This is a genomic window from Pseudomonas sp. Os17 (genome assembly GCF_001547895.1).
Taxonomy (GTDB): Bacteria; Pseudomonadota; Gammaproteobacteria; order Pseudomonadales; family Pseudomonadaceae; genus Aquipseudomonas.
In genome coordinates, this window is record NZ_AP014627.1 from 6071592 (window position 1) to 6090315 (window position 18724).

The following is an 18724-nucleotide window of genomic DNA, read 5'->3' on the forward strand; positions in this document are numbered from 1 at the left end:
GTCCTCCATGAGAATGCTGTTCTGCTCGCTGCTGGCCGCGGCCGCCGTCGCCCTGCATCAGCCACTGGCACTGGCCGACTGCGCCAGTTCGCCCAAGCCTGTCACCCAGGCGTTCTACAGCTGGTACCTGCAAACCTTCAGCGAAGACAAGGACCCGATCACCGACAGCGTCCCGGAGATGAAGAAGTACGTCTCCGACTCGCTGATCGCCAAGATCAAAAAGCAGATGGCCAGCCCCGATGGCCTGGAAGAGGACTACTTCCTCAAGGCCCAGGACTACATGGATGAGTGGCTGACCCAGATCAAGGTCAGCGAGCCGCAGATCAAGGGTTCCAGCGCCAAGGAACAGGTCACGCTGGGCAGCACCCCGGACACCACTCAGGTGGTCGATGTGCGGATGATCAAGGACAAGGGCTGCTGGAAGATCGACGAAGTGCTTTCCACCACCGATCAGAGCGACTGAACGACGAGCTCTGCCCCGCTGCAAGACTGACAACGGCAAATGCGCAGGTCGTCGAGGGACGCGACCTGCCATGTTAAGCTGCGCGCCGTTTCGGGCACCCGCCCGAGGCGTCTTCCACTGAAAATGGACTCTCAGTCATGTCGTTGCCGGCCGCTGTACGCCTGCCGCTGTCGTTCCTCTGCCTATTTACCGCCCTCAGCCTCACCAGCGTCCACGCCGAAGACCAGCAGGACGTCGCCAAAGGCCGCTGGCAAGGCCTGGCGGCCATGGCCAATCTGTACCTGGACGACGCCACGCCGGCCGATTTCATCGAAGCCGGGGACAACGAAAAGAGCCAGCACGACAACTACGCCGGCGCCCTCGCCTACTACCTGACCGCCGCCCGTCTCGACCCGAAGAATGCCTACGCCGCCTACCAGGCAGCTGGCAGCCTGGCCGCCATGAACAAGAACACGCGCGCCGCCGAGTTCCTCGATCAGGCCCGCGAGCGTGGCTTCTGGCAGTGGGTGATCCTCAAGGAAGACGACGAACTGCAATCCCTGCAGCAGACCCCGGCCTACCAGAAGCTGCTGCAGGCCGCCGAGAAGAACTACCCGGCCAAGGCCAAGGATGCCGGCCTGGCGGCCTTCAGCATTCCCAAGGGCAAGGCCCCCGCCGAAGGCTGGCCGGTGGTGGTCTGGCTGTCGGGATTCGGCACCGAGGGCAGCGACGGCATCGACATGCGCGCCGACCTTGTGGGCGAGCAGGCGGTGCTGGTGGGCATCAACGGCACCCTCAAGCGCGACGAGCACCAGTTCATGTGGCAGCCGCATTCGGTGGACAGCACCCAGGAGGCGGTCAGCGCCGCCCTGAAGAAGCTGGAAAAGCAGACCCGCATCGACCGCTCGCGCATCGCCCTGATGGGTTTCTCCCAAGGCGCCGAACATGCCTCGCACCTGATCGCCGAGTACCCGCAGCAATACAGCGGCGCGTTGCTGCTATCCCCCGGCGGCTACCGGATTCCGTTCGGCGAACCCCGGGCCCGGGACAAGCGCATCGTCATCGTCCACGGCGCCCAGGAGCACGAAAGCAACCAGAAGCTCACCGCCACCACGCAGCAGGCCCTGGCGCCCGGCAACCAGGTCCAGAGCCATGAGCATGCCGAGGGCCATACCTTCCAGGACGACTGGCGTCAGGCGTACCCGGGCTACCTGAAGTTCGCCCTGAACCTCTGACGCCAAGCCACGGCGCCGCGGCCTAAACCCCGCGGCCACGGCGCGGCTTCAGGTCAAGGCTTGGCCGGAACAATGGGCCCCGGGGCCTTCACCTGGGTCATCAGGTCATCGTCCCAGGTGCCTTCGACCTTGACCTGAGCCAGGGCCCCCAGCTCCATGGCCTCGATCAGGTTGTGGTTGAGGTACACGTAGGTGCCGGGCTGCTTGAAGGTGTAGAGCGCGGCCAGCGCCGAACCGCCGGGGATGAACCAGGTTTCCAGATTGCGCAAAGGGGCATTGGCGAACTTGCCGGTGGTCCAGACCCAGTCACCATGGCCGCCAATCAGGTGCGGACGGCTGTCGCGGTTGGCCTGGGAGTGGATGAACAGCACGCTTTCCCCGACCTTGGCGGTCAACGCATTGGCCCCGGTCAGAGCCCCGACCCGGCCGTTGAACACCACATGGCTCGGGGTCAGCTTGCGCATCACTTCACGGGTGTCCTGGTAGCTGGAGGCCAGGTCCGGGTAGTCCTTGTAATGCCCGTCCTTGTCCTTGGGGATATACAGATCGAACTCACCGATGGTGTAGGCCCGGTCATAGTGCAAGGGCTTGCCGGCAGGGTCTTTCAAGCCATCGCGCGGCAGCACCATCAAGGTTCCGCTCATGCCCGAGACTACGTGCCAGGGCACCATGCCCGACGGCGCGCAGTGGTAGACAAAGGTGCCGCTGCGATCGGCCTTGAACCGCAGCACCACCTCCTGGCCCGGCACGACCTGGGTCAGCGCGGCCCCGCCCAGGGCGCCGGTGGCGGCGTGAAAATCGATGTTGTGGGGCATGCTGTTGCTGGCCGGGTTGCTCAAGGTCAGTTCGACGTAGTCGCCCTCGTGCACCACCAGCGTCGGACCGGGCATGGAGCCGTTGAAGGTCATGGCCTGCAGCGTGGTGCCCTGGTCATCGACCACCATCTTTTTCTCTTCCACCTGCATGTGGAACTGCACGACCTTCGGTGGCCCGCTGACCACCTGTTCATGGGCATGCACCTGAGGCGGCGTCACCAGATCCACCTTGACCCGCTGCAACCCGTCGGCGCCCGCGGCCAACACCAGGCCGGAGACACAGCTGCCGGCCATCACACAGCACTTCAACCACGATTGAAAAGCACCCATGTTGCGCATTTCCCTGCCAATGAATGGTGCTTCATTGCAAGGCAAACGCCGGGCGCTCGTATTGTCTCAGGGCAATGAAGCAATGCCCGGGCAGGCGCAGCGATTGAGCCCGATCATGGATAGCTGAAACTGCGCACCAGGGTCAGCTCTCCGGGGGCACGCATCGGCACGATGAAGGATTCGCTCTTCTCATCCGGCGTGCCCTCCTCGGTGATCACCGTGACCTGGGCCGTGGTCAGCGGCTGCACGGCGTTTTCCTGGCCGCCGTCTGCATCCTCGTCACTGCGATAGCCGCCACCGTAGTAGTTCACATACACCAGGTACTGGCCCTTGAGCGGCGCCGGCATGGAGAAGATCTCCGGGCCGTAGCCGGTGGTCACGTCCACGTCCAGGGTCGCGCCGTTGGGGGCCACGCGATCGCCGTACCAGATGTGCGCGCCATCGGGGGTCACCAGGTGCAGGTCGAGGTCGGTGTTGTCGCTGTCCCAGGACAGCAGCACGCGCAACTTGGGTGGGGTCACGCCACCGCCGGTATTGAGGAACTGCACGCGCTTGCGCTGCTGACCGTCGGGGCTGCGCACCTCCACGCTGTTGCTGCCGTTGGGGAAGGCATAAGGCCGGTCGAAACCGCCTTGTTCATCGAACTTGAGCGGCATGCTGACGCCGTTGACGATCAGCTTGCCTGGCGCCTTGTTGGCCTTCGGCGCGCCTTTTATCTGCCCGCTGATGCGCGCGCTATCGGCCTGGCCCTGGGGCGTGTTCACCGAGGAGGCCGGGTAATTGACCTCCTGCATGTATTGCTCGCCATCGACGGCGCGGGTCCGCCAGCCGCCTTTGGGCGTGTCGAGCCGAATGCCGCTGTCGGCCAGGGCCATGGGCAGGCTGAACATTCCACAAAGGAACAGGAGGACCGGGGGAGCAGGAAGTTTCATGGCCTATTCCAATAAAAGATGACGGGCGAGCCCTTCGATGTAGGTTTCATCCTGGCCATTGGGATGAGCTTCAAAGGCCAGGTGCAGGTATTCGTGAGTCAGGTCGAGGCGGTCTTGCAGCGAGAGCACGCCACGCACGTAGATGCGCTGCCGTTCACGGTCGACGTAGGGCCGGCCGAAGCTCAGGCGGCACACCGCAAACTGGCTGATTTCGTTGTAGCCGACCTCCTGTTCCAGGGGCTGGCGCCAGCGCCGACGCTGGTTCAGCAGCCAGTCCTGAGCGGCCGGCAAGGGCTCGCAGGAAGCCTGTGGATTGTCCCAGCGACTGAGGCTGGCCCGCGGGTAAGCGTGGAGCAGGATCGCGTCGTAGCCCTGGCCGGCCCGGGCCTGTTCTACCGCCTGTTGCCACGACAGTTTGTCCGGCGCCTGCAGATCCGAATGGTAGGTGACCTGGGTTCCGGCCAGCACCAGATCGGCAGTCCAGGCGGCGATGGCCCGCGCCTCGGCGGTGGCCGGACGCGGAGCGACCCGCTGGCGGTTGCTGCTGTCATCGATGCTCAGGCATTCACCACTGCGCCCGGCGTTCTGCAACAGATAGGTACGTATGGCCACGGCCAGGGCCTTGGCGGCTTCCCGGGGTTCGCTGGAGGCCTCGCGCTGCAGCACCCGGGCCACGTATTCCTCGCGGTCCAGGCGGGCCACCAGTTGCAGGGCCGAGGCGTCAGCTTGCAGGAAAAGCTCGCCGCCACTGTGGATATCCAATTGATTGCCATTGGCGAATTCCACCTGGTAATCCCCTTGCAGGGCACCTGGCCTGGCGGCCCGGGCATTCTGGCTGACGCTTTTGAGCGGATAGCGGGAGAACAGGCTGACCTCGACGCAACGGCCTTTGTCCAGGGCCGGACGCTGCGGCAGTACCTGGTCCAGAACCTGGGCGTAATCCTTCAACACCCGCTGACTGGTGCCTCGTCCCCCCACCCACAGGGGTGTGCCGTCCACCAGCCAACCGGCAAAACCGCCCTGGCGCGACTGCGGGTCCTGGTCCGCCAGCCAGCTCCAGGTCTTGACCCGCAGGCGCCCGCCCAAGGCTCCCAACACCGCGCCATCGGAGGCGTTGAGCACCACATCCAGCAGCACCCGGCGTGCCGTCTCCTGGGCCGGCAACTGCGCCAGCACCTGCAACAGCTCCGCCACCGGCACCCGGGTCTGCGGCTGCAGGCGGTCAAGATCGCGCAACCACTCGGGCGCATGGCGGGCTTGCCAGTACTGGCGCCAGTCGGCGCTGGACAGCTGCAAGCGTTGCGGCTCGAAGTACAACCCGCAGGAACGGACCAGGGCCTGATCCCGGGCGATGCTGCCACCGGCCGTGCAGCAATAGACCTCGTCCTTGGATTTGCCCTGGCAGGCATAGGCCGGCTCTTGCGCGCCGGTATCCGCCAACCAGGCATAGACAAAGAGCTTCCAGACACTGCCCAGGGGGGCCTGCAGGTCCTGGGGCAACGGCTCGCGAGCCAGCACCTGGGTCTTGCTCAGGCTCACCAGCTCGCTGTCCGGGGCGGTTTTCCAGGCCAGGCGCAGAGGCTCGTCCTGGGCTGTCACCAGCCCAGGGAGTAGACACAGGCACAACCAGGCCCAACACCGCGTCATGTTATTTGACCGTGACCTGACCCAGTGCCGGCGTGCGCTCCCGAGCCTGATGCTCCGGCGCGTAGACCTGATAGAAACGTGCCGCAGGCAGGTTGAACTGACCCTTCTGGGAGAAGCGAATCAAGTGCCGCAAACGCACTTCGCTGCTGTCGTTCAAGGCATCCAGCGGCACCGCGTAGCTCATCTGCCCGGGTTCGAAGCGGGCCTTCTCCAGGGACGCCGCTTCCGTGCCCGCAGGACCGGCCAGCTTGATCCCCCAGGTGGTGCGCTCGACATCGGCACCCGGCGGCAACGGCACTTCCAGCATGCCGTACAGCAGCGGCCGCTTGCTCTCGTTGGCGATGATCACTTCGTCCAGGTACAGGCCGTCACTGGCGATCGGCTTGTTGCCCACCGGTTCCAGCTTGAAGGTGAACGCCTCGTCGCCCGGTACCAGGCGCAACAGACGACGGGTGATGTTCACCGGCAAGGGCGTGCCCGCCTCCAGTTGGCTCTGGTAGCTGAGCGACGCACGCAACGGCCGCTCCGGCAACGGGTCCAGGGTCAGCACCGCAGGCACCTGCGGCCCCTGCCACAGCCAGTAGCGTTCGCCGCTGGCGCCTTGCTGCTGTTGCCAGCCCTGCCCCGGGTTCAGGGCCACGGCCGGTGCGGCCTGAGCCACGCTACGCTGCAGCCAGGTCAGGGCCAGGGCCCGGTCCAGGGTCGGTTGCGATGGCAGCAGGCGTTGCAGCAGGGCGCGCGCCGTCGCTTGATCGAAAGGCTTCAAGGACAGGTTGAGGGCCTGAGCGAACGGCTGCGAACTGAGGTCGAGCTGTTGCTGGGCCGCGTCCAACTGCGCCACGAAGGCCGGTGGCGGGGTGACCTTGGCGTCCCGCGCCAGGGCCGCGGTCAACACCCGGGCAGCAGCCAGACCGAGGGCCGAATCCGCATCCGCCATCACCAGGCTGTCGCTGCTGCCAGCGTCCACGCTGTCAGCCGGACCGCTACCGACCTTGGCCAGATCGTCCATCAGGCCCCTGACCAGCGTCGCGATCGGCAGGTTCATCTCACGGGCGAAGGACAGGATCAGCGCCCGTTGCAGCAACGGCGTATTGCCGGCCTGCTTGGCGTAGACCTCCAGCACCCGCTGCCAGTGCTCCGGCGGCAGGTTCAGGTCCATGACCTTGCTGGCATGCCAATCGGCGTAATAGGCGTAAGCAGTGAGGAAGGCATCGGCATCGGCGTCTTCACCCCACCAGGTGAACGCCGCTTCCGGCCCGGCCATGTGCACCAGGCGCAGGCGACTGTTCTGCATGATCAGGCGCAAGCGATCGCGAATCTGCGGGTTGCTGGCCAGCGCCGGGTAGGCAACGCTCAACGGCAGCAGTTGGCTGGCGGTCTGTTCGACGCCGCCATAAGGGTATTCCAGCAGGTCGTCCAGGGCCGAACGGAACAGCGCTTGCGGGCTGTCGTCCAGGCGCAGGCGGATCTGCGCGGCATCGGCCGGCAGGCCCAACGGCGTGCTGGTGCCGGCCACGTCCAGGCTCTGGGTCTGCACCGTCTGCCAACCGGCGGCACTGCTGAGCAGGCGCACGGCCAGGGCATCCACGGTCTTGCCGCCTTGCACCAGCTCGGCGCTCCACTCGCCGTTGCCCGGGGCAATGGCCGGCAGGGCCACGTAGTTGATACCGCTGTTGAGGGTCAGCGGCAGACGCTGGGACTCCCCGGCATAACGAACCACCAGCTCGGCCTTGACCGTCTGCTCGGACTGGCTGAAGACAAACACCCCCAGCTCCGGCTTGTCGCCACTGCGGAAGCGGGTCGGGCCGCTCCACTTCAGGTACAGGGCTTTTTCCGAGCGCACGAACTGCTTCTTCTGCCCCACCTGGCCGTCATCGGCGATGGCCCGGGCAGTGATGCGCCAGCGGGTCAGGGAGTCGGGCATGCGGAAGGTAAAACGCGCCTTGCCGCTGCCATCGGTCACCAGCTCCGGCTGCCAGGCAGCGGTGTCAACGTCTTCGCGCCGTGGTCGCTCCAGCACCTTGACCCCGCGTTCGCTGCGGTTGGCCTTGCCTGGTGCGGTGGGGCTGCCCGGCAGGGCCACGTCGTAGCTGATGAACGACAGGCTGGCGCTGGTGCGCACATTGTTGCGCCGTGGGTGATAGAAGAACTGGTCGATGCTTGGCGCCACTTCCGGTTGCAGGGCGTAGACCATTTCGTCCACCACACTGACCGTCAGGTGCGCCGGCACCGGCTTGCCGGCGAACTGGGTGGACAGGTCCACGGTGACCAGGTCACCCGGCTGGTACTTGTCCTTGTCGGTGTGGATGGCCACATCGATCTGCGGCGTCAGCACCTTGATCCCGGCATTCTGGAAGCTGTATTCCCCGCCCTTGGTGTAGAGCACGGAGAAGGTCAGGTTCGGCGCGAAACTGTCCTTCACCGGTACCCGCACGCGGTATTGGGTGGGGCTGAGTTTTTCCACCTTCAGCCAGTCACCGCCCTTGGACAGCAGCGCCGTGGCCTCGACCTTGTCGCGCTCCAGCGACAGCAGCGCATCGTTGATCGGCTCGGGGAAGGTGATCAGCGCCAGGGCTTCGTCACCGGCCTGGTACTCGGGCTTGTCGAGAACGATTTCCACGGTGCCCGGCACCGCTTTCACCCCTTCGCCGGTGACCGAGTGGCTGGTGCCGCCCAGGACCCGATCATGTTCGTCCTTCAGGGTCAGGTTGTAGGTGCCGGGACGCTCGAAGGCCAGGGCAAAGCCCTTGTCGGCCTCGCCCAGCTTGCCCTCGCCGGTGGACTGGTCTTCCAGGCGCACCCAACTGTAGCGGCTGGGGGAAACCTTCTGGCTCTGCTCGCCGGTGTTCTGGTTGACGTAGCTGAACTGCACCTTGTCGCCAGCGGCGCTGAAGCGCTGTGGCGCACTCAGGCTGAAGCTTGCAGCGCCGCGCTCGATGAGGATTTCCTTGGTGGTCTTGACCCGGTAGGCCGCGCCGTCACTGGCGAACACGGTGAGCATGTAGCGGCTCGGCTTGCTGGCCGCCGGCAGATCGAGGGTGGCACTGCCCTTGGAGTCAGTAGTCAACTCGGCGCTGGTCAGTTCCACCGGGAACTGGCCCATGTACTGCAGCTCGTTGTCCACCATCGACAGTTGCTGGGCCCGCAGGCTCAGCTGCAGGCGCGCATTGGCCACCGGCTTGCCGTCCGGATAGAGCAGCACCAGATTGCCCTTCACCGGCTCGCCGGTCTTGAAATCCGGCTTGGCCAGGCTCAGGGAAATCTCGAAATGCGGCTTGATGTATTCGGCCACGCGAAAGGCACTGCTGTAGACCTGGTCCTTGTAGGCAAAACGCAGCTCATAACCACCGGCCACGGCGTTTTCCGGCAGTTGGAAGCGGCCTTGGGTACCGGATTTGGCATCCAGGTTCAGGGTCAGGTTCTGCAGCGCGGTGCCGGCGGCATCCAGCACGCTGACATTCACCGTGCCGGCCCCCGGCTGCACCGAATCCCGGGCGTTCTTGAACTCGCGGCCGACGATTTTCAGCGATACCCAGTCCCCCGGGCGATACAGCGGCCGGTCGGTAAAGGCATAGAGCTTGGTGTCGTAGATTTCGCTGTCGTAATAGAAGTTCTCGGAGACGAATACCCCGCCTTCCTGGTCCTCGCCGATCACGTAGGAGCGCTCGGGGCTGACGTGTTTCAGGCGCACCAGGCCCTGCTCGTCGGTGGCGCCGCTGTTCATCACGCCCAGGCCGTCGGTCCACAGCACGTTGACCTTGGACACCGAGTTGCCTTCATGCTTGCCCGCGGCCCAGACCAGCAGTTCATCGCCGGCGATCTTGCTCACCGCCACGGTGTTGGAAACAAAGACCATGGTGGTGGCGCGGTACTTGCCCACCAGGGCTTCCACCAGGTACAGGCCCGGCTTGAGTTGCCCCAAGGGGATATAGACGTTGCCCGGCGCGACGTTGATGAACTGGCTGGAGGAACCGGACAGGTCAACCCCGGCCGGCGGCTGGATCGGCTTGGCCTGCCACAGCGGATAACGGAACTGGGTCACCAGCGGCAGCCCCGGGATCAGGGCGAATTGCGGCTGGGCGTCATAGGGGGTGGGCGCCAGCAGGGAGTTGCCGACCTTCAGTTCCGGCACCTCCTCGGTCACCTGCTTGCGCGACTCGTAGGAGAACGCCCGCTGCATCACCCGCCGGGATTTGCGATACCAATTGTCCCACAGGTAGGCCAGGGTGTTGGACAGGCCCTCGCCCTTGAACTGACCGTCACTGACTACCCGGTGCAGGTTCTTCTGGCGCTTGAGGAAGTCCAGCGGCTGGTTGATCCGGTACACCCGGATGTCCGCGCCGCCGTAGGGCTCCATGCGAAAGCGCCGGTAATCCCGGCCCGGGGCCTCAAGGCGCACCATGGCCTGCTCGTCGCTGGCAAAGCTGCTGTCGGCCAGCAGGAAGAAACTCTCGCCGGAGACCGCCGCGTAATCGCTGGACGGCACCGAGTCTTCGGCATTGACCAGGCTCGCGGGGGCCGCGAGGGTCAGAACAACAGTCAGTCGAAACAGAAAACGCCACATACGCGATTCGCTCATTGGGTGAGGAAGTTCAGTCGATAGATGCCGATGAAGTTGGGGTTGGCGGGGTCGGGTATCCATCGGGTGTCCTTCCATGTCATCAGTTGCTGCACGCTGGCCGAGCGCATGCCGTTGTCGGTGGGGGTGGTGGTGCCGGTGTGATAGGCGATGTTGCGGCCCATCCAGATCATCAGGTGCTGGTCGTCGCCCTGGTCGAAGAACAGCAGGTCGCCGGGGCGCGCCTGGCCCAGGTCACGGCTGACCAGGTGGCTGTTGAACTGGATCAGCTTGATCGCATTGACGTAGGGCCCGGTCTGGCCGCCGCCCTGCTGCCACTGCTGGGCCAGGCCACGCTGGCCTTCGCTCAATTGCAGCTCCGGCGGCAGGTAGCGATTGGACAAGCCGTTGGCCCGCAGCCACTTGCTGTCGTGGACCTTGAGCGCTTCGTTGGCGGCAAAGCGCACCAGCCCCGCGCAGTCCTGCTGATACCAGCGCGGACTCGGCCCCTGGCTCAGTTGCTCCTGGGCAATGCGCACGAACCAGGCACGGAACACCTGGGACTGCTGCACGTCCAGCGGCGGCACCTGGGTCGCGCCCACGGCATTGCTCAGCAACAGGGCCAACAGGCCGAGGCTGGACAGACTCTTGCGCCATGCACTCACAGCGCGCGCCATTGCAGGGGCAGCCATTGCCAGTGGCCGTTGGGCTCACTGCCTTCAGGCAGGGTCAGGGCGTACTTGCCATAACCGCCGAGGGTGCGCAGCTTGGGCACCAGGTAGGTTTGCGCGGCGTTGTTGAACACCGGCTCCATGTCCTGGGGCAGGCTGTCGAAGGTTTCCTGCTGGATCAGCTGCGCCAGGGACTGCGGGCCCAGGTACACCGGCATCAGCGCATCCTTGGGCACCACGTCGGCCAGGGGCGGGAAGCGCTTGTCCAGGGTGCCCAGGGCCTTGGTCACCAGCTTGTCGTCCAGGGAGAACACCAGGGTCGAACCGTGGCGGGCCAGGCTGACCTGCATGAAGGCGCGGCCGGTGATGGCTTGCGGGTCCTTGGCCTCCTTGGCCGGGTACTGGCCGAAGTTGGAGCTGACCTGGCGCTGCCACTGGTGCACCTCGCCATTGTGTTGCTCGACCACCGGGAACAGGCGCTCCGGCACCTTGCTTTCCCGGGCCCCGACCATGGAGCCGAACAGCTTGCCCAGTTCTCCATCGAGCCGGGTGTTGTCCTTGTCCTTGAGGCTGGCCACCAACAGCGGCGTGTACAGCCGGGAATCGGCGTACCAGCACAGCCCGGCGGTGCCGGCCATGTGCTCGGTCAGGGTCGTGGCCATCGTTTCTTCAGCACCGAGCTTGACCAGCAAGGGCTTCTGCTGCTCCGCCGCCAGAGGCAGCGCCACGCAGGCACTGGCGCCCATGGGCATGGCCTGCCAGATCGGCTTGAAGTCGAAGTCCGGCTGGTTGTCCTGCTCCTGCAGGGCCAGATAGCTGTGCCAGCCCTTGTCGTCCATGTCGAAACGCAGACCGGCGAAGTTGGGGATGAACCGCTGGTAACCCATGGCCAGGACACCGGCGTTGACCGCCAGCCGCTGCTGCACCTCGGGCTTGCGCGCCTCCAGGCCGAACGCCTCGGGGAACAGCTTGTCACCGTTGAGCAGCGCCTCCAGGGCCGCCGTGGAGACGGCGCCGTGTTGATCGTCGGCACCTTGGCTCAGGTCGTACAGTTTGCTCGGGTTGGACAACACCACCAGCTTGTCGCCGTGGGAGGCGAACGCCAGGGATTTGCCGGCGTTGTAGTTCAGTTGGTACAGCGTCACCGCATCGCCACCGACCTTGAGCTCGGCCAGCTTGCTCAGTTGCGTGTCGTCCAGGGCGACCTTGGCCAGAGGCTCCAGCAGCTTGGCCAGGCCGCCGCGGTCCATCACCAGCAGGAAGTCCTTGAGGCGCCCGTCGGCACCGCGCCACAACGCCACGTCCGCCGGCTGGTCGAACAGTTGTTCGATCAGGTTGTCCTGCAGTTTCAGGTCATGCTCGTAGATGATCCGCCGCAGACTGCCGATCAGCCCCAGGCGGTCGGCGTGGGCCTGGTAGTAGAAGACGAAGTCCTCGGTCAGGGTTTCCTTGAGGAAAGGCACCGCCAGCAGGTCCTTGGGCAGTTGCGTCAGGGAATGGGTTTCCAGCAGCCCGTCAGGACGACTCAGGCCCAGCTTGTCGCCGGCCAGATCGGCCTGCGGGGTCTTGGGCTTGCAGCCCACGCCCGCGATGGCGGCCGCCACCAGGCACAGGCCCGCGACCAGAGCCGGCCAGCGCCGTTTGCTGCCGGATTGTTCAGGGCCGGGCACGCCGGCCACCGGGGATGCGGTGTTTTCGCTCATGATTCACAAAGCCCAATTCATCCGTGGTGCGGGATGTTCAATAGTTGAAAGACTTGACCAGCAACAGGTCGCCGATGGCCCGCATGGGCACGATAAAGGTCTCGCGTTTCTCATCGACGGTGTTTTCGTTAAGGATCAGGTTGATCTGCGAGGTGATCACCTCGTTCTGATTGCTGCCTTCGTCGAAGTTGTACCCGCCACTGCCGAAGTTGCCCCAGTAGTTGACGTAGATCAGATAGGTACCCCGCAGCGGCGCGGTCATGGTGAACATTTCCGGGCCCGGGCCGTCGACGCCGTCCGGGTCCAGGCCGCCGCCATTGCTCAGGCCGGGATGGCCGAAGAAGGCGTGCTGGCCGTCGGGGGTGATGATGTGCATGTCCAGCTCGGCCTTGGGATCGTCCCAGCCCAGCACCACACGGATCCGCGGCGGGGTCTTGTTCGGGTTGGCCTCGTAGAACTGCACGCGCTTGAGGGACTTGCCCTCTGAGCTGCGCACTTCGACGCTGTTGGAGCCGGCGCCAAACGCATAGGGGCGGGCGAAGCGACCCTGTTCGTCGGTGTACAGATTCAGCGGATTGCCGTTGACCGACAGACTGTGGGGCTGGCGCAAATGGCCGATGGCCTTGAGCTGGCCCTCGATCAGGGTGCGATTGCGCTGGACGCCGCGGTCGATAGGTGGCGTCGGGTAGGCCACCCGGTCCTGCTCGGTGCGGTCCAGCAAGCCGGAATAGCGCCAGCCGGCCAGGGGTTCCTGCAGCTCGGCGGAAGGCTCGGCGAGGGCCGTGCCGGCCAGCAGCAAAGTCAGCAGAAGGGAGGAGAAAACGCGCATGTAATGCGTCCTGCCATGCATGGGGAAACCCTGGCGCCAGATCCTCGGCGCGGCTGCAAATATTCACAATGGGAGCGCCCGGCGACAACGGGCGTTGGAAAGGCCGCAGATTAGCGATTTGGTGCCTGTTACACAATTGGCGAAAAGGGATTTTGCAGGGCAATCGACACCCCGCCGAATTCCGCCCCGCAAGTGCCATTACGGCGACATCACACCCCTGCAGAAAGGTGGCTTTAAGCCATTATTTGCCCGCCTCACAGGCCGCCAAGCCCCGCCCTTAGTTCAAGTACGAATCTGCCCCGGAGCGTCCGCCTCTTCAGCACCCGCAGGCGCCCGGCCATCAACCACCGACGGCTTGCCACTGGCCCCTGCGGCAAGTGCTCTGGAATGCCTGTTGCGCCCATCGACCCGGCCATCGCCCCCGGCAGCCGGGTGCCATCGCCCATTCCCTCAAGGAATGACCCCATACCCATTAGTCGATTGCCACCGCGCATCGCTCAACGCTTATCTAGGACCGTCGCAGCGCTGCACGGCGGCGCCCTGCAACTGCGGCCTCGCCTGGCCATAAAAAAGATAAGCAACGGGAGTGCCTCACTGATGAAGTATCCGTTAAGAGCCTGGGTCTTCTGGCCCACCTTCTTGATTCTGTTGGCAGCGGTGATTGCCAGTCACCTTGATCTGCAGGGCTTCCTGGCGGTGAGCAGGCAGCTCAACCGGATCATCCTCGACAACTTTTCCTGGCTGTTCAGCGCCGGCAGCTTCTTCCTCCTGGTACTGACTGCCATCGTCTACTTTTCGCCCCTGGGGCGGGTGCGCATCGGTGGCGAAGACGCCAAGCCCCTGCTGAGCAAGCCGCGCTGGTTCATGGTGGCCCTGTGCACCACCCTGGCGGTCGGCGTGCTGTTCTGGACCACCGCCGAGCCGCTCTATCACCTGTATGGCCCGCCCACGAGCCTGAACATCGAAGCCGGCAGCAGCGAAGCCAAGCACTTCGCCATGTCCAGCATGTTCCTGCACTGGACCCTGACGCCCTACGCCATCTATCTGGTGCCCTCACTGGTGTTCGCCCTGGTTTTCTACAACCTGCGCGGCCACTTCTCCATCGGCGCCATGCTGCAGCCCCTGCTCGGCCAGGCATGGGTCAAGCGCCATGCCGGGCTGATCGACACCCTGGCGATGTTCGCCCTGGTGGCGGGCATGGCCTCTTCCCTGGGCACCGGCGCGCTCACCCTGTCCGGCGGCCTGAGCCAGTACATCGGCGGAGAAACCACACCGCTGCGCCTGGGACTGATCATCGCGGTGATCGTCGCCACCTTCGTGTTCTCCGCCGCCAGCGGCTTGCAGAAGGGCATCGTCAAGTTCTCCACCTTCAACACCTGGATCATGCTGGCCCTGGGGCTGTTCGTTCTGGTCTGCGGGCCGACCCTGTACATCTTCAGCCTCGGCATCGAGTCCTTCGGCACCTACCTGCAGACCTTCTTCGGCCGCAGCCTGTTCACCGGCGCGGCCAGTGGCGACCACTGGCCCCAGAGCTGGACGGTGTTCTACTGGTCGGTGTGGTTCGCCTGGGCCCCAGTGAGCGCCATGTTCCTCGGCAAGATCGGCCGTGGTTACACCGTGCGCGAGTTCATCCACATCTCCATGCTCTACCCGGCGCTGTTCACCGCCCTGTGGATCTGCATCTTCTCCGGCAGCAGCCTGTACTTCGACGCCCAGGGTGATGGGGTACTCAACCGCGTGCTCAACAAGCAAGGGGTGGAGCACGTGCTGTACCAGGTGTTCCAGCAGTTGCCGGCGAGCGGACTGATCATTGCCTTCCTGCTGTTCATTGCCTTCATTTCCTTCGTCACCGCTGCCGACTCCAGCACCGACGTCATCGGCAATCTGTGCAGTCGCGGGGTCACTGCCGATTCCGATCTGGACGGCAGCCCGCTGCTCAAGGTGATCTGGGGCGCGATCATCGGCTGCGTGTCCTGGGTGATGGTGGCCTACGTCGGCATCGACGGGGTCAAGATGCTCTCCAACCTGGGCGGGCTGCCGGGCATGCTGATCGTCCTGCTCTCCAGCAGCGCACTGATCATCTGGATGAAAACCCCGTCCTTGCTGACGCCGCCGCTGCCAGCGGACGAGCTCGGGGAAAGCCACTCGCCACGAGGGCCTACCCCATGAACGTCCGTCTCCTGATCCTGGGCGGCCTGGGCCTGACGCTGCTCTGCCCGGCGCTGGCCCACGCCAGTCAGGCGCAATCCCGGGGCTTTGTCGAAGACAGCCGAATCAACGGCCTGGTGCGCAACAACTACCGCAACAACGACCATCGTCAGTTGGACCTGGATGCCCGCGAGTGGGGCCAGGGCCTGCAGCTGGACTACGCCTCCGGCTACACCCAAGGCACCCTGGGCTGGGGCCTGGATGCCCATGCCTATTTCGCCACCCGGCTCGACAGCGGCGGCGGCCGGGCGCGCACCATGATGCTGGTCAGCGACAGCGACGGCAGCAGCCGCCGGGAATCGGCCACCGCCGGGGCCGCGCTGAAAATGCGCCTGTCCAATACCGAGCTCAAGTACGGCGACCTGCGGCCACAGACCCCGGTGCTGGCCCTGGCCGACAACCGGCTGATGCCGGCGACCGCCACCGGCCTGGCTTTCAGCAGCCGCGAGGTGGAAGGCCTGTTGCTGGAGGGCGGACACTTCACCGCCTCCCGGGACTTCAACCAGACCGGTCATCGGGGCGGTTTCCACGCCGGTTACGCCAGGGTCGAGGGCGGCGACGCCAGCTATCTGGGCGGCACCTACCAGTTGCATCCCCAGGTCGAGCTGGGGCTCTACAGCTCGCGCTACCAGGATCTGTGGCGCCAGCATTACCTCAACCTCAACCTCGACCAGCCCCTGGACGCCGAGGATCGGCGCAGCCTGAACCTGGACTTGCGGCTCTACCGCTCCCTGGACGATGGCAAGGCCCTGGCCGGAGACATCGCGGTAACGGCCTGGTCGGCGGCGCTGGCCCTGAAGGAGGGTCCGCACACCGTGACCCTGGCCCACCAACGCATCCATGGCCAGCAGCCCTTCGACTACCTGGCCCTGAGTGGCGGCGGCTTCCACGGTTCGATCTACCTGGCCAACGCCTCGCTGATCGCCGACTTCAACGGCCCCGGCGAGCGCTCCTGGAGCCTGGGTTACCGACTCGACCTGGAGCACCTGGGCCTGCCCGGCCTGTCCTTGGGCACCCGCTACATCCGTGGCAGCCATGTCGACGGCCGGCGGATCCCCCGGGACAGCCCCTACCGCTACTACGCCGACAAGGAGCGCCAATGGGAGCGGGACATCGACCTGAGCTACCGGGTGCAGAGCGGCATCGCCAGGGACCTGTCCCTGAGCCTGCGCCAGGGCACCTATCGCATCCACGGAACCTCGAACGGCGATGTCGACCACATCCGCCTGGTCACCGAATACCCCTTCAGCCTGCTGTGATCCACCGCGCTCGGCCCGGTGCCGGCCCCTTTTTCGACTGGAGTAGCCCATGGACGTCATCCGCGACTTTCCCCATCCGATCCGCGAGATCGAGCACTGCCTGATCCCTCTGCGTGACGGCACCCAACTGGCCGCGCGTATCTGGCTGCCGGCCGATGCCGGCACCCGGCGTTATCCGGCGATTCTCGAATACCTGCCCTACCGCAAGCGCGACGGCACCGCCGTGCGCGATGCCCTGACCCACCCCTGGATGGCGGGCCAGGGTTACGCCTGCGTGCGCGTGGACATGCGTGGCAACGGCGAATCCCAAGGCTTGATGGCCGACGAGTACCTGCCACAGGAACAACAGGACGCCCTGGAAGTGCTCGACTGGCTCTGCGCCCAACCCTGGTGCGACGGCAACCTGGGGATGATGGGCATCTCCTGGGGCGGCTTCAACGGCCTGCAGGTGGCCGCCCATCAACCCCCAGCACTGAAAGCCATCATTACCCTGTGCTCCACCGACGACCGCTACGCCGACGACATTCATTACAAGGGCGGCAACCTGTTGATGGAGAACCAGGGCTGGGCCGCCACCATGCTCAACTTCAGCGCCGCCGTACCCGACCCGCTGCTGGTACCGGACTGGCAGGCGCAATGGCAGCAACGCCTGGACGCCATGCCGCTGCTGGCGGAAACCTGGCTGCAGCATCAGACCCGTGACGACTACTGGCGCCAGGGCTCGGTGTGCGAGGACTACGCGGCGATCAAGGCCGCGGTGTACTGCATCGGCGGCTGGGGCGATGCCTACAAGAACAGCGTGCCGCGCCTGATGCAGCACCTGAATGGCCCGAAGAAAGCCCTGCTCGGCCCCTGGATCCACAAGTACCCGCACTTTGCCGTGCCCAACCCGGCCATTGGTTTTCTCCAGGAGGCCAAGCGCTGGTGGGACCACTGGCTCAAGGGCATCGACAACGGGGTGATGGACGAGCCCGCCTGCACCTTCTACCTGCAGGACGCCGTGCCGCCCAAGGCCAGCTACGCCGAACGCCCGGGCGTCTGGGTCCGGACTGCCGGCTGGCCCGATCCACAGATCCAGTGGCAGACCTTCAGCCTCAGCGCCAGCGGGCTCAGCGCAGGAGAGCAAGCGCTGAGCGAAAGACGCAGCATCTGCTCGCCCCTGACCACCGGCCTGCATCAGGGCGAGTACTGCGCCATCTGGTTCGGCCCGGACGGCCCCACCGACCAGCGCCGGGACGACGCCCACTCGCTGTGCTTCGACAGCCAGCCCTTGAGCGAGCCCCTGGCCTTGCTGGGTGATGTGCGCCTGGATCTGCGCCTGACCTCGGACCGGCCTTGCGGGCAGATCGTCGCCCGGCTCAATGCCGTGGCCCCGGACGGTCAGGTGGCGCAGATCACCTACAGCACCCTGAACCTGGCGCTGCGCGACGACTTCGCCGTGGCCAGCCCACCCGAGCCCGGCGCGCCCCTGCAGGTGCGCTTCAACCTCGACCATGTCGGTTATCGCCTGCCGGCCGGCTATCGCCTGCGCCTGGCGTTGAGCACCGCCAGTTTCCCCTTGCTGTGGCCAGCCCGGGAGCTGACCACCCTGACCCTGCTGCCCGAGCTGCAGAGCGTGCAATTGCCGGTGTTCATCGGCAAACCCGTGGCGTGTCCGTTCGAAGCCCCGCAAAGCGCGCCGCCGGCCAACCTGGAAATCATCCGCGCCGCCGCCCCCAAGCGCACCCTCAGCGAAGACGTGGCCAGCGGCGAAGTCTGCGTGCGTATCGATGACGATCTGGGCGCCATGCGCTTGCTCGATCACGGCCTGTGGGTCGACCAGCGCTGCACCGAGCAATACCGCACCCTGCCCTGGGACCCGCTGTCGACCCGGGCCGACATCCAATGGCACTACCGGGCCGGCCGCGGCACCTGGTCGGTGGAGGTGGACAGCACCCTGGGCCTGCACGCCGACGCGCAATGGTTCTACCTGCGCGCCACCCAGGTTGCGCGACTCGATGGCCGGCAGATCCATCAACGCCAGTGGCACAAACGGATCGCCCGATCCACGCTGTAAAGCGTGGCAGGATGCCCAATCTCCGAGACACGGCGGGAC

Annotated in this window: 12 protein-coding genes; 5 read left to right on the plus strand and 7 right to left on the minus strand. The window is 65.5% G+C overall.

Annotated features, from left to right (window positions below):
* The first annotated feature begins 7 nt into the window (after positions 1-7).
* Together POS17_RS26870 and POS17_RS26875 are read left to right on the plus strand one after the other, a co-directional pair.
* Entirely contained in the window at positions 8-463 is a 456-nt protein-coding gene (locus tag POS17_RS26870; RefSeq protein WP_060841281.1) for a DUF3828 domain-containing protein, read from the plus strand.
* 137 nt (positions 464-600) lie between these two features.
* A complete protein-coding gene (locus POS17_RS26875) occupies positions 601-1677 on the plus strand; it encodes an alpha/beta hydrolase (protein WP_060841282.1) in 1077 nt (358 codons plus the stop codon).
* 53 nt (positions 1678-1730) lie between these two features.
* Here POS17_RS26875 and nirK read toward each other — a convergent pair whose 3' ends face one another.
* The 7 genes from nirK to POS17_RS26910 all read right to left on the minus strand — a co-directional run bounded on the left by nirK (position 1731) and on the right by POS17_RS26910 (position 13162).
* Positions 1731-2822, minus strand: a complete 1092-nt coding sequence (nirK, locus tag POS17_RS26880; RefSeq protein WP_060842020.1) for a copper-containing nitrite reductase — start codon at positions 2820-2822, stop codon at positions 1731-1733.
* A gap of 113 nt (positions 2823-2935) precedes the next feature.
* A complete protein-coding gene (locus tag POS17_RS26885) occupies positions 2936-3754 on the minus strand; it encodes a YfaP family protein (protein WP_060841283.1) in 819 nt (272 codons plus the stop codon).
* A 3-nt stretch (positions 3755-3757) separates the two neighbouring features.
* Complete coding sequence (locus tag POS17_RS26890; protein WP_060841284.1) at positions 3758-5401, minus strand: DUF2300 domain-containing protein; 1644 nt, start codon at positions 5399-5401, stop codon at positions 3758-3760.
* A gap of 1 nt (position 5402) precedes the next feature.
* On the minus strand, positions 5403-9980 hold the full coding sequence (locus tag POS17_RS26895; RefSeq protein ID WP_082729935.1) for an alpha-2-macroglobulin family protein: 4578 nt from the start codon (positions 9978-9980) through the stop codon (positions 5403-5405).
* Complete coding sequence (locus tag POS17_RS26900) at positions 9977-10636, minus strand: DUF1175 domain-containing protein (RefSeq protein WP_060841286.1); 660 nt, start codon at positions 10634-10636, stop codon at positions 9977-9979. The genes POS17_RS26895 and POS17_RS26900 overlap by 4 nt, the downstream gene beginning before the upstream one ends.
* Positions 10621-12333 carry a DUF2138 domain-containing protein gene (locus POS17_RS26905; RefSeq protein WP_060841287.1) on the minus strand — a complete coding sequence of 571 codons (1713 nt, stop codon included), beginning with the start codon at positions 12331-12333 and terminating at the stop codon, positions 10621-10623. Before POS17_RS26905 ends, POS17_RS26900 begins: the two co-directional genes overlap by 16 nt.
* 37 nt (positions 12334-12370) lie before the next feature.
* Entirely contained in the window at positions 12371-13162 is a 792-nt protein-coding gene (locus tag POS17_RS26910) for a YfaP family protein (RefSeq protein WP_060841288.1), read from the minus strand.
* Between the two features lie 597 nt (positions 13163-13759).
* Between POS17_RS26910 and POS17_RS26920 the strand changes: the two genes are divergently transcribed.
* Genes POS17_RS26920 through POS17_RS26930 form a run of 3 tightly spaced genes read left to right on the plus strand, consistent with a single transcriptional unit; the run spans position 13760 to position 18685 of the window.
* Positions 13760-15331 (plus strand): BCCT family transporter, encoded by a 1572-nt coding sequence (locus POS17_RS26920; protein WP_060841290.1) that lies wholly within the window; start codon positions 13760-13762, stop codon positions 15329-15331.
* Complete coding sequence (locus POS17_RS26925) at positions 15328-16629, plus strand: OprD family outer membrane porin (protein ID WP_060841291.1); 1302 nt, start codon at positions 15328-15330, stop codon at positions 16627-16629. The genes POS17_RS26920 and POS17_RS26925 overlap by 4 nt, the downstream gene beginning before the upstream one ends.
* Before the next feature lie 49 nt (positions 16630-16678).
* Entirely contained in the window at positions 16679-18685 is a 2007-nt protein-coding gene (locus POS17_RS26930; RefSeq protein ID WP_060841292.1) for a CocE/NonD family hydrolase, read from the plus strand.
* Positions 18686-18724 lie beyond the last annotated feature (39 nt).